The sequence below is a fragment of the Lysinibacillus telephonicus genome (assembly GCF_039654155.1).
Lineage (GTDB): Bacteria > Bacillota > Bacilli > Bacillales_A > Planococcaceae > Ureibacillus > Ureibacillus telephonicus.
Genome location: NZ_CP155468.1, coordinates 2,390,467 through 2,402,571, shown reverse-complemented (window position 1 = coordinate 2,402,571; position 12,105 = coordinate 2,390,467). Strand labels below are relative to the sequence as shown.

11 protein-coding genes are annotated in these 12,105 nt (G+C 34.0%); all 11 read left to right on the top strand.

Translation table 11 applies throughout. The features are described from left to right. The first annotated feature begins 681 nt into the window (after positions 1–681). The 11 genes from gnd (at position 682) to MKY04_RS11335 (ending at position 12,099) form a co-directional block, all read left to right on the top strand. The gene (gnd, locus tag MKY04_RS11385; RefSeq protein ID WP_126292605.1) at positions 682–1,617 is read left to right on the top strand and encodes a phosphogluconate dehydrogenase (NAD(+)-dependent, decarboxylating); all 936 of its coding nucleotides are present in this window, start codon (positions 682–684) and stop codon (positions 1,615–1,617) included. Position 1,618: 1 nt separating this feature from the next. Beyond that, entirely contained in the window at positions 1,619–2,581 is a 963-nt protein-coding gene (locus MKY04_RS11380) for a sugar kinase (protein WP_346234409.1), read from the top strand. A 10-nt stretch (positions 2,582–2,591) separates the two neighbouring features. Beyond that, complete coding sequence (locus tag MKY04_RS11375) at positions 2,592–3,245, top strand: bifunctional 4-hydroxy-2-oxoglutarate aldolase/2-dehydro-3-deoxy-phosphogluconate aldolase (protein WP_126292603.1); 654 nt, start codon at positions 2,592–2,594, stop codon at positions 3,243–3,245. Then, positions 3,235–4,383: a galactonate dehydratase gene (gene dgoD, locus MKY04_RS11370; protein WP_126292602.1), complete on the top strand. Its 1,149-nt coding sequence runs from the start codon at positions 3,235–3,237 to the stop codon at positions 4,381–4,383. The genes MKY04_RS11375 and dgoD overlap by 11 nt, the downstream gene beginning before the upstream one ends. Then, positions 4,377–5,060: a ribose 5-phosphate isomerase A gene (rpiA, locus tag MKY04_RS11365; protein WP_346234408.1), complete on the top strand. Its 684-nt coding sequence runs from the start codon at positions 4,377–4,379 to the stop codon at positions 5,058–5,060. Before dgoD ends, rpiA begins: the two co-directional genes overlap by 7 nt. Positions 5,061–5,232: 172 nt before the next feature. Next, positions 5,233–6,294, top strand: coding sequence for a TRAP transporter substrate-binding protein (locus MKY04_RS11360; RefSeq protein ID WP_126292600.1), 1,062 nt, complete (start codon positions 5,233–5,235; stop codon positions 6,292–6,294). Positions 6,295–6,344: 50 nt separating this feature from the next. Further along, positions 6,345–6,917 carry a TRAP transporter small permease gene (locus MKY04_RS11355; RefSeq protein ID WP_126292599.1) on the top strand — a complete coding sequence of 191 codons (573 nt, stop codon included), beginning with the start codon at positions 6,345–6,347 and terminating at the stop codon, positions 6,915–6,917. Between the two features lie 24 nt (positions 6,918–6,941). Then, positions 6,942–8,207, top strand: coding sequence for a TRAP transporter large permease (locus tag MKY04_RS11350; RefSeq protein ID WP_126292598.1), 1,266 nt, complete (start codon positions 6,942–6,944; stop codon positions 8,205–8,207). A 21-nt stretch (positions 8,208–8,228) separates the two neighbouring features. After that, positions 8,229–10,424, top strand: a complete 2,196-nt coding sequence (locus MKY04_RS11345) for a dihydroxy-acid dehydratase (RefSeq protein ID WP_126292597.1) — start codon at positions 8,229–8,231, stop codon at positions 10,422–10,424. A 13-nt stretch (positions 10,425–10,437) separates the two neighbouring features. Continuing rightward, entirely contained in the window at positions 10,438–11,199 is a 762-nt protein-coding gene (locus MKY04_RS11340; RefSeq protein WP_126292596.1) for an IclR family transcriptional regulator, read from the top strand. A 24-nt stretch (positions 11,200–11,223) separates the two neighbouring features. Continuing rightward, positions 11,224–12,099, top strand: coding sequence for a fumarylacetoacetate hydrolase family protein (locus tag MKY04_RS11335; RefSeq protein ID WP_126292595.1), 876 nt, complete (start codon positions 11,224–11,226; stop codon positions 12,097–12,099). The last annotated feature ends 6 nt before the right edge of the window (positions 12,100–12,105 follow it).

The window sequence follows — 12,105 nt, the reverse complement described above, 5'->3', positions numbered from 1 at the left end:
AAATTGGATTACTAGATTATTTTTTGCAGCCATTAGGTTGGAAATTTAGTAGGGGGGAGGATTATTTTCATTATCTACAATGCTGTTTCTAGGATTACCTATTCACTCAGTAATCGTAGTAGAAATGTAACTGCTGCTAAGTAGTTCGATTAATTTCATCTACATGTTAAAAAAGAATTTTAGTTGGTTTTTATTAGAATTAATAAGCGGGATTTGTGGGGGCATTTTTCTATTCAAGTAAGAGAGTTTACTTGAACAATTACGATTTTTATAAGGGGACTTGCTTTAAATATCTCATTTCTAGAAACAATGAATTTTTGTAATGCTTCGAAAATAGAAATAAAATTGGACTTTGACCTTTTTAGAGTTGAATTTTATGCAGGAAATTTAGGAATAGGAACCAGCACAAAATCTCTTTATGTATTATCTAGTCAGAATATTCAGTATACGAAAGTGTCATTTATACACGTACTAGTTTACTAGCTTAGTGTATAGCAGTTTTGATATCCAATGTAACTAATGGAAAATCATTTGGCTATTGCAGCTACACCTTCTATGGATGCATTAATTGGTGGTCAATTGGATTAAAAACGACCTATTTTTAAGAAAGAAACGAGTTCTGAGAATTGTAACAGTTATTTTGATGGATCAATTAATGATTTAAACACAAGGAGAATGTTTATGAAAATAGGGATTGTTGGATTAGGAAGAATGGGATTTAATTTAGCATGCAATATGCTTGAGAACAATATTGATGTAGTCGGTTACGATATTGATCATTCGATAATGGATAAAATTCAGTGTAATTCATTGTTTAAAAAAAGAAACTTTATGTTTTTTCATAGTTTAGTTGAATTTGTAGAATCTCTTTCACCAACAGATGCTTTATTTCTATTGGTGCCACATGGGGAAGAAACTGAAAAGATGCTGGAAGAATTATTAAACAATTTGCCAAAGAATATAATCGTTATTGAGGCTGGAAATTCTCATTATAAAAATTCTCAGTATTGGTATAAACGTTATAAGGAGAAAGGAATTTACTTTCTAGATTGTGGAACAAGTGGTGGATTGAAAGGAGCAAGACATGGATTATGTTCAATGATAGGAGGAGATAAGGAAGCTTTTGACCGGATTGAACCTATACTAAAAAAAATTAGTTCTGAAAATGGTTACTTATATACAGGTCCAGCTGGCAGCGGGCATTTTTTAAAAATGATTCATAATGGAATTGAATATGGAATGATGCAGGCAATTGCTGAAGGCTTTGAAATTCTCCACGAGAGCGAATTTGAGTATAGCTATAAAGAGGTAGCAACATTATGGAACAGTAGTTCTGTAATTAAATCCTGGCTAATGGAGCTAATGATTAATGTATTTAGTGAAGACCAATCATTAGAGAACATCTCAGGTGAAATGCATGCATCGGGAGAAGCAAAATGGACAATTGAAACTGCTCTAGACTTGAATGTACCCGCTCCAGTTATTGCTCTATCTCTTATGATGCGTAATCGATCCTTACGTCATGATACTTTTGCAGGTAAAGTTGTAGCTTCCTTGCGTCATCAATTCGGAGGTCATGCTGTAGTAAAAAAAGCGAATTTTAAAGAGGGGGAATAAAATGCAGCCTATTCGGGATGTTTTGACAATTGGTGAAACGATGGTTATTTTTCAATCGAACCAAATAGGAAGCTTAGAAAATACAACAAGCATATTTCCTAAAATTGGAGGTGCAGAATCTAATTTTGCAATTGGACTTGCGCGGTTAGGGGAAACAGTGGAATGGATAAGTAAGTTAGGGAATGATAGTTTTGGTTCTCTTATTTTAAAAAGAATCAAGGGAGAAGGAGTAATTACTAATAACACTATTTTTTCAGATGAAGGACCAACAGGCTTATTATTTAAAGAGCAAATTACTCCAGATCAATTAAATGTATATTATTATCGAAAAAATTCAGCCGCTAGCTTTATGTCAAAAGAACTTCTAGATAATATTTCGTTTGAAAATTTAAAATTTTTACATGTTACTGGCATAACCCCTGCATTAAGTAAAAGTTGTTATGAGTTAACAATGCAAGCTATTAAATTAGCTAAACAAAATAACGTAAAAATTATATTTGATCCAAATATTCGATTCAAACTATGGTCAAAAGAAAGAGCATTTCAAGTACTTCATGAAATCGCTTTATTATCAGACTATATATTAATTGGTGAAGAAGAGGCTATTTTTTTAACAAATTTAACTGATCGATTAGCTATGTGTAAAAGCTTGTATTCACAAAGTAATAAGGTAATAGTTTTGAAGTGTGGTGCAGATGGAGCATACGTTTTCAACGGCCAATTGCATCATGTGCCAGGATTTCCAGTGAAAACGATTGTAGATCCAGTAGGTGCTGGTGATGCATTTGACGCTGGATTTACTCATGGTTTGCTACAAGGCAAAGAATTAATAGAATGTGCAAGAATTGGCAATGCAATGGGGGCATTGGTTATCCAGCAGTATGGTGATATTGAAGGCTTACCGACTTCTGATGTTTTGTACAGATTTTTAGAAAATAGAATTGAAACAGATGTTATACGCTAGGGGGGATTTTATGAGGAAATGGGATAAATTAAAATTCATCGAACAAAACGGTATTGTAGCAGTTATTCGAAAGATTGATCCTTCTATTTTAGAACAAGTAGTTCGTGCATTAGTAGATGGTGGAGTGAAAGTGATAGAGATTACAGTTGATAGTGAAAATAGTTATTATTTTATTGCGAAATTAAAAGAAAAATATGGGGATGAATTATTAATTGGAGCTGGTACGGTATTAGATGCCTTTACAGCCAAAACGGCAATTGATGCAAATGCTGATTTTATCTTTTCTCCTACCTTTAACAAAGAAACTGTTCAACTAACAAATCAATACGGTCGAATATCGATTCCAGGAGTTTTAACCCCTACTGAGATTTTAAATGCATACTCAGCCGGTGCAGATATTTTGAAAGTATTTCCAGGTGCAGCTTTAGGAGCGATTTACTTTAAAGATGTTCTCGGGCCATTAACACATATTCCATTAATGCCCACAGGAGGAATCAATTTAGAAAATCTAAATCAATTTTTAAGTAATGGTGCGATTGCTGTTGGGATAGGTGGAGCTTTAATAAATAATCAGTTAATTGCAAATCGTGATTTTGATGGGATTAAATCATTGGCAAATAAATTTTCGAGCACATTTAAAGAGGTGAAAGGTATTGAAAATTAAACAAATTGAAACATTTATTGTACCACCACGCTGGCTCTTTTTAAAAATTACAACGGATGATGGATTAGTAGGTTGGGGAGAACCCATTGTTGAGGGAAGAGCTTTTACAACAGAGGCTGCAATTCATGAATTAAGCGAGTATATTATTGGCAAAGATCCAATGCGTATTGAAGATATTTGGCAAGTATTGTATCGCGGAGGCTTCTATAGAGGCGGTCCTATTCATATGAGTGCAGTTGCAGGTATTGACCAAGCACTCTGGGATATTAAAGGAAAATATTATAATGCGCCTATTTATGACTTGATGGGTGGTGCATGTCGGGAAAAAGTTCGTGTTTATTCTTGGATTGGCGGTGATCGTCCAAGTGATATATTAAAACAGGCTCAAGCAGCAAAAGATAATGGATTTACTGCAATAAAAATGAATGCAACAGAAGAGCTTCAAATAATAGATTCTCATAATAAAATAGATGCTGTAATTGAACGAGTAGCAATTATTAGAGAAAATTTAGGGAAGGATTTTGGTATAGGTATTGATTTCCATGGCAGAGTGCATAAACCAATGGCTAAAATTTTAGCAAAAGAATTAGAGATATATAATCCTATGTTCATTGAAGAACCAGTCCTTCCAGAGAACAATGAGGCTTTAAGAGAAGTTGCACTACATTGCAATATACCAATTGCTACAGGAGAAAGAATGTTTTCTAGGTGGGATTTTAAAAAACTTTTACAAGATGGCTATGTAGATATTATTCAACCTGATTTATCTCATGCTGGTGGTATTACGGAATGTAAAAAAATAATTACGATGGCAGAAGCTTATGATGTAGCAGTAGCGCCGCATTGTCCTTTAGGTCCAATTGCACTAGCATCGTGTTTACAAGTGGATGCTTCTTCGTATAATGTCTTTATCCAAGAGCAAAGTTTAGGGATTCATTATAATCAAGGCAGCGATTTGTTAGATTACTTAGTAGATAAAACTGTATTTGAGTATAAAGATGGGTATGTTTCAAATCCAACGAATCCAGGTTTAGGAATTGAAATAAATGAAGAGGTTATAAGGGGGAAACAAAAAATTGGACATAATTGGAAAAACCCTGTGTGGCGGCATGAAGATGGGACTGTTGCAGAATGGTAAATTTTTTTGATAAATCTAAAAACCTTGAGGATAAGAAAAATATTGCAAAAATTGGTGCAGCACACGTAAAAGATGGAATGACAATTGGGTTAGGTTCTGGTACTACAATGGCTTATTTTGTGGAAGCGGTTGCAGAACGAATTAAAGATGAAAAATTAAATGTTCAATTTATACCTGCATCTAAGTTCATTGAAAAAATAGCATATGATTATAAATTAAAATTAGTATCAATAGATCAAATAAACGAGATTGATTGTGCGGTTGATGGTGCAGATAGAATTATTAATAAAAAAATATTAATTAAAGGCGGAGGAGGTTCTTTATTTAGAGAGAAGAAAATTTTATTAAATGCAAAGAATTGTTTAATTTTAGCGGATGAAAGTAAATTTACAGATATAATAGATGATTTTATTGTACCAGTTGAAATCGTACCTTTTGGCTTTACAAAGACTGTTAGAGCAATAGAAGAAATGGGAGGCTATTGTTTTATTAGAAAAAATAAAGAAAAAATCTTAGTTACTGACAATCAAAATTATATAGTTGATGTAAAGTTCTCAAATGTAAATGATTTAGTACGGGTGCATAAAAAACTTAAACTGATTAATGGGGTAGTAGAGACGGGAATTTTTTACAATTTAGAGTTTGAATTTATAACGCCGAGTGAGAAGGGATGGTGAAATGTATCGAAAATACTCGAAAAGTTTATTTTTATCTATAATATACAAAAATTAACTTGACTGTCTAAATATTCAGATAATATAATTCTGTTAGGCGATGGAATAAAGCGCTTTCATTTTTTAAGTAAAAATGAGAACAACGTTTTATATTATAAAACAAAGGGGGATAAAAATGTTTAAGAAGAAAAATTTTTTGTTCACGTTATTGCTTTTATTAATCGTGGCAGTTTTAACAGCTTGTGGGGGAGGCTCGACAGAAGGTACTACAAGCTCAGGGAGTAATGGGGAATCCTCTGAAAGTAGTGGAGAAGCAAGAACATTGCGCATTAGTTTAGGTTTAAATGACCAACATCCACTTTATCATAGCTCTATGAAATTTAAAGAGTTGGTTGAAAGTCAAACAGATACACTAAAAGTAGAAGTTTATCACTCGGGGCAAATAGCGGATGATCGTTCAGCAATTGAAATGCTTCAATTTGGAACTTTAGAAATTACGATACCATCATCTGCACCTTTTGTATCATTTGTTCCAGAGTACGGGGTATTTGATTTACCATTCACACTTACAAGTACAGAAATGGTTGATGCTATTTTACAAGGTGAATTTGGGGAGAATTTAGCGGCTAAAACTGAAGCACAAGGGATTGTTCAATTGGCATGGTGGGAAAATGGTTTCAGACAGCTTACAAATGATACAAAACCTATTAATACATTAGAAGACTTAAAGGGTTTAAAAATACGTGTAATGGAAAATGAAATGCATATTGATACTTGGAAAGCGTTAGGTACTAATCCAACACCAATGGCATTTACGGAATTATTTACGGCGATGCAGCAAAAAACTGTTGACGGTCAAGAAAATCCTTATCCATCAATTCTATTAGAAAAATATCCTGAAGTACAAAAATATTTAACTGAAACAAATCATGTATACTCACCATTTTTATTCTTGGTTTCTAAGAAAATATGGGATGAGTTATCAGCTGAGCAGCAAGAAATTATTCGAAGTGCAGCAATCGAAGCAGGGGAGTACAATAGGGAGCTTACTCGCCAAACAGCTAATGAAGCTTTAGAGGAACTTAAAGGTCAAATGGAATTTACAAAAATTAGCGATGAAGAATTGGAAAGATTTAAAGAAGCGGTAAAACCTGTAATCGAGCAGTACAAGGATCAAGTGGGAACAGAAATAGTTGAGCAATACTTAAGCGAAATTGAAAATTTCTCAAATAAGTAACTAGATAGCTGGTTTATCCAGCTTTTCTAGTTTTGGAAGGAGTTGAATGTATGAAAATCATTAAATGGTTGGATGACAATATTGAAAGAATGATTTTATTAGTATTGTTTGTGGCGATGACAGTCATTACAGTCCTTCAAGTATTTATGAGATATGTTATGCAAAATTCATTAACATGGTCTGAAGAGTTTGCACGCTTCTGTTTCATTTGGCTTATTTATATTGGAATAAGCTACGGGGTAAAACGTGCTAAACATGTTCGCGTTGAAGCCGTTTTATCATTGTTTAAAAGTCGCGGTAAACTGATTATTAATCTAATTGCCAATGTTTTATTTTTATATTTTGCTATTTACGCAACTTACTATGGTTTTACTATTATGAATGCAATCCAGAGTACAGGTCAAGTCGCTCCTTCTCTAGGGGTGCCAATGTCAATCATGTATTTAGGAATGCCAATTGGAATGTTACTAACAACGATACGTTTAATACAAAGAAGCATCTATGAAATAAAGCTGTTTAGAGAAGGTAAAGATAATGAAAGTCCTCTTGAAGATGAACAACAAAAGCTTAATCAGGAGCAAGATCAGCATCAAGACAACAACAAAGAGGTAGGCATTTATTAGTTTAATGGAAAGGAGCATAGTTAAATGGCGATTACATTATTCACATCTTTTGCATTATTGCTAACATTTGCAGTTCCCATTGGAATAGCGCTTGGATTATCCGTCATGATTGCACTGTTAGTTGATGGAGCAATGCCTTTAGAATTTTTAATGAAAGAACTTACTACCTCTGTTAACTCATTTCCCCTCTTAGCAATTCCATTTTTCATCTTAGCAGGTGAAATTATGGGGCGTGGAGGCATCTCTAGAAGATTAATTAATGTTGCTGAATCTCTAGTTGGGTCAGTAGTTGGTGGAACAGCACTAACTGCAATTGTCACTTGTATGTTTTTCGCAGCAATTTCTGGTTCTGGTCCAGCAACTGTAGCAGCGGTAGGAGGAATCATGATTCCAGCTATGGTCAGCAAAGGATTTGATCGCAAATTTGCTACAGCAGTAGTTGCATCTGCGGGGTCAATTGGAGTAATTATACCTCCTTCTATCCCTATGGTAATGTATGGTGTTACAGGAAGTGTATCCATAGGAGATATGTTTATTGCTGGTATTTTACCTGGGATTTTAGTTGGTATTGGGTTAATGGTATACTCATACTATTTTTCAAAAAAGAATGGTTATTTAGGAAATGGTAAAAAGATTTCGGTTATTAATATTTTAAAAGAAATATGGAATGCAAAATGGTCCTTATTAATCCCTGTAATAATTTTGGGTGGAATTTATGGTGGTGTTTTTACACCAACTGAAGCCGCTGCTGTTGCAGTATTTATTGGGTTTATTATCGGTGTATTTTTCTACCGCGAACTAAAATTAAAAGAACTTGCTGACATATTTATTGAGTCGGCTTTAATGACAGCGACAATTTTAATTATAGTAGGAACTGCAACTGCTTTCGGTAAATTACTTGCTATGGAGCAAATTCCAAATAAAATTGCAGAAAGTTTCTTATCTATCTCATCTAATCCTACAGTTGTTATTTTATTGATTATATTATTACTTTTAATAGTTGGCTGCTTTATGGATACTATTGCAGCAATTATTATTTTAACACCTATTCTATTACCAGTTGCGAAGTTAGTAGGCTTTGATCCGATTCATTTCGGAATTATTATGATTGTTGCGCTTGCAATCGGTTTTATTACTCCACCTGTTGGAGTTAACTTATTTGTTGGTGCCGGAATATCAGGGTTGTCTTTAGAGGCATTATCTAAGGCTATTATACCTTTCATTGTTGCTATGGTCATTGTGCTTTTAATTATTATGTTTATTCCAGCATTATCACTAATTCTTCTATAAATAACATCGGGGGGATGTAAATTGTTATTTCCTAAAATTGAAAAGGGCATTAACCCTTATTCAGCAAACGTACAAGGAAAGGCTAATGAACCAATAACAGTAGCAGGATTATTGGATCGTGCAAAACAAATATTAGGCCCACTTTATGAGGGAGGGGTACCGGATTGGACATTAGAAGAAATTTATAATCGTTTAGAAAGCAATGCTCCTCGTATAGCAATTATCGGAGGTTCGGCCGATCATCCTGCACATATTATGGATTATTTGACATCATCAAGAGCAGCTATTCGTATTTGGCAAAATGGCGGGGTACCATTTTATTTTTCTACACCGGTAATGTGTGATGGTACAGCTCAAAGTAATCAAGGGATGAGCTATTCATTGCAAAGTAGGAATGCAGTTGCCCAAATGATTGTAAATCAACTGGAAGCGCATAGTTATCATGGTGCATTTGTTATTCAAGGATGTGATAAACAGCCTTTAGGTGTAGTAAGTGCGCTTGCTCACTTAGATCGATTACGTAAATCACGAGGAGATGCACCTTTTTTTGCAACATTTGCACCAGCGCATGTATTGCAAGGTGGTACGATACCTGAAGATGTTATTGTTAAATTGAATAAAATGTACGATAAAGCAGTAACGATGGGTCATCAGGATATTGCAGATGATTTAAAAGATACGATGAGTTATATATTACAATGTTCTTCAAACACAGCCTTCCAGGGTGTTTTTGAAAGAGCAGTAGATAGAAAGATTATTACAAAGGATGAACATAAATATTTTGAAATGAGGTTAGCTGTCGCAACATGTGATAGTAAAGGAGGAGTTTGTGCATTTAATGGTACAGGTAATAGTTCGCGTCACTTAGTTGCTGGATTGGGGTTGGTACATCCAGCTGTTGAATTATTAACACAGCCGCCAAATCAACAACAAATAAATGAAACAATAGATGCACTTGCATTATTAATTAATAAACCGGAGTTTGGAGTTGCTGATATTGTTCATGCAAATATTAAAAATGCAATTCGTATTCATAGTGCTTCTGGTGGTTCAACTAATTTGATGATGCATATGGTCGCTGCAATGATTTATGCGGGATATCAATTTACATTATGGGATGTAGAAAAAATTCATAAAGAGCAGCCGATTCCAGATTTATTTGATTATAGTCTTACAGAGGGGCGAGATATATTTTCATTAGCAATGCAGTGCTGCAGCGGTAATAGTCGAGGCATGGAGACATTATTTTTTGAATTATTAAACAACGGAGTAGAAATGGATCAGGATGCATTAACGGTTACTGGAACATCCTGGGGTACAAGATTAAAGTATTCCGATTCTTTACCTGCTAAAAAAGTGAAAGAAAATCCTATTATTTTGACTAAACCAAGACGCCCTTTCAGCGGGGTTGATATTTTACGCGGTAACTTTTTTGAAAGTGCAGTAGTAAAAATCAGCGGAATGCCAACCCCTCAATTAAACCAGTTTGATGATAAACTTGCTTTTGTTCTTTATTTTGAAAATGAAGATCAAGCAAATGAAAGCCTGCTAGATTCTCTTTTAATAGAAAAAATCAAAGAAAATCATTTATTTGATCAAAATAAATTAATTCAAACATTAAAATACAACGCCCCGGATCGATTTGAAGACTTAAAAGATGCCGCTTATAATGAAATGTTTGATGTATTGGCGAAGGAAGGAATTTTAAAGATTGCTGTTATTATTGCGGGTCAAGGTCCTGTCGCTTTTGGTATGCCAGAAATGTTCACTCCTATGCAGCATATAAATGCCAATCGAATTCTAAAAAGAATATGTACAATCATCAGCGATGGACGTTATTCAGGTGTAACTTATGGTGCAGCAATTGGTCATATGACACCGGAATCAATGGAAGGTGGAGGTATAGGATACTTAAAAACGGGGGACATTTTGCACTTGCAATTAAGAAATAAAAGAATCGACTTAGTTAATAGTAATGAGTTAGTGAATGGAAGCAATTTAATATATGTAGAAGATTTAAAATTAGAAAAGGATCGCCAAGAATTATATCAAGATCGTTTATCTAAAATTAAACAAAGACAAAAGTTGGTCGCAGCGGTAAATAGAATGGTTGGACATACGGATGCTTCACGAGGAGTAGTACCTATTCAAGTTTTTGAAGAAGCAGAACTGTTTTACAAACATAATTCTCACGATTCCCACGCGCTGCTTCCATAAGGAGTTGTAATATATGCCGATTATTCAGTCAGTATCAAGAGCTCTAGCAATATTTGAACTTTTTGATGAAACAAACCGTGAATTATCAATTAAAGAAATAAGTCTGAAGTTAAACTTAAATAAAAGCACAGTACATTCATTATTAAACACGCTAAAAGAGTATGGATATATTTCTCAAAATAATGAAACAAATGAATACTCACTTGGCTGGAAGCTTTATGAACGAGGCTATTTAATCGTTAGCCAAATGGATATTCGAAATGTTGCAAGACCTCATTTAGAAAAATTAAATAAGGAAACAAATCAAACGGTTCACTTAGTAACGCTCTTAGGAAAAGAAGCAATTTATATTGATAAAATTACTGGGACTTCATCACTGGTCATTTATTCAAGAGTGGGCAAACGAGTGCCCTTGCATTCAAGTGGTGTTGGAAAAGTATTGGCTGCTTTTCTTAATGAAGCTCAATTAAATTCAGTTATAGACGGCTATGTATTTGAGAAAAGAACTGAAAATACACTCGTGTCACATGAAAAATTTCTAGAAGAAATTAAAGCTGTTAAAAAAAATGGCTATGCAATAGATTACGAAGAAAACGAACCTGGCATTATTTGTATTGCAATGCCTGTCTATGATTATTCAGGTGAAGTGATAGCAGCTGTCAGTATTTCAACACCAAAATCTTTCTATAATAGTGAAGTTGAAAAGTTAAATTATGATTGTTTAAAAAAATGTGTCGAAGAATTATCACATGATTTAGGTTACCAAAAAAAATAAAAGTTTGAAAGGGAACGAATTCAGATGAAATTTATTCGGTTCAAACAAGGGGAGTTTATTAAATCTGCGTTGATAACTACTAATAATGAATTTGTTGAGATTGGCAATATTGATTATATTACTTTCTTTAATAGTTTAAAAACAAATCAATACTCTGCTGAAACTTTTATACAGAAAAATAATCTAACACGACATACAAATGTTGATATTGATTCACTCCAATTAGTAGTACCAATAGAAGCTGAAGAAGTGTGGGCGTCGGGAGTAACCTACTTACAAAGTAAAGATGCACGAAACTATGAAGCGACAGAAGGAAGACTTGATAGTGAAACATTTTATGACAAAGTTTATGATGCGGTAAGGCCAGAGATATTTTTAAAATCTACTAAACGGCGTACTGTAGGTCCAGATGAAGAAGTTTACATTAGAAAAGATTCAAATTGGCAAATTCCTGAACCAGAGCTAGCACTAATTATTGGAGAAGGTGAAGAAATTATTGGGTATACATTGGGTAATGATATGAGTTGCCGTGACATCGAAGGAGAAAATCCACTTTATTTGCCGCAAGCAAAAGTGTGGAAAAAGTCCTGTGCCATTGGTCCAGCCATATTAATGCCTGAAGCAATTGATGATCCATATTCAATTGAATTAAATTGTAAAATTTATCGGAATAATATAGAGCTATTTTCTGGAAAGGCTTCTGTGAATCAACTTAAAAGAAAACTTGATGAATTAGTCCACTATCTAGTAAAAGAGAATGATATTGTTCCAGGTACAATTTTAATGACAGGAACATGTATTGTACCACCAAATAATTTTACGCTCCAAGTTGGAGATGAAATCTATATTTCAAGTGCTCAGATTGGTACTTTGAAAAATAAAGTTAATCAAAACCACTAGGAGGAA

What these genes read in the sequence shown, in the direction of transcription:
- MKY04_RS11340 (WP_126292596.1), top strand. Translation starts at nt 10,438, where the DNA reads ATGCCGATTATTCAGTCAGTATCAAGAGCTCTAGCAATATTTGAACTT.
- rpiA (WP_346234408.1), top strand. Translation starts at nt 4,377, where the DNA reads ATGGTAAATTTTTTTGATAAATCTAAAAACCTTGAGGATAAGAAAAAT.
- MKY04_RS11355 (WP_126292599.1), top strand. Translation starts at nt 6,345, where the DNA reads ATGAAAATCATTAAATGGTTGGATGACAATATTGAAAGAATGATTTTA.
- MKY04_RS11380 (WP_346234409.1), top strand. Translation starts at nt 1,619, where the DNA reads ATGCAGCCTATTCGGGATGTTTTGACAATTGGTGAAACGATGGTTATT.
- MKY04_RS11350 (WP_126292598.1), top strand. Translation starts at nt 6,942, where the DNA reads ATGGCGATTACATTATTCACATCTTTTGCATTATTGCTAACATTTGCA.
- MKY04_RS11335 (WP_126292595.1), top strand. Translation starts at nt 11,224, where the DNA reads ATGAAATTTATTCGGTTCAAACAAGGGGAGTTTATTAAATCTGCGTTG.
- MKY04_RS11360 (WP_126292600.1), top strand. Translation starts at nt 5,233, where the DNA reads ATGTTTAAGAAGAAAAATTTTTTGTTCACGTTATTGCTTTTATTAATC.
- MKY04_RS11375 (WP_126292603.1), top strand. Translation starts at nt 2,592, where the DNA reads ATGAGGAAATGGGATAAATTAAAATTCATCGAACAAAACGGTATTGTA.
- gnd (WP_126292605.1), top strand. Translation starts at nt 682, where the DNA reads ATGAAAATAGGGATTGTTGGATTAGGAAGAATGGGATTTAATTTAGCA.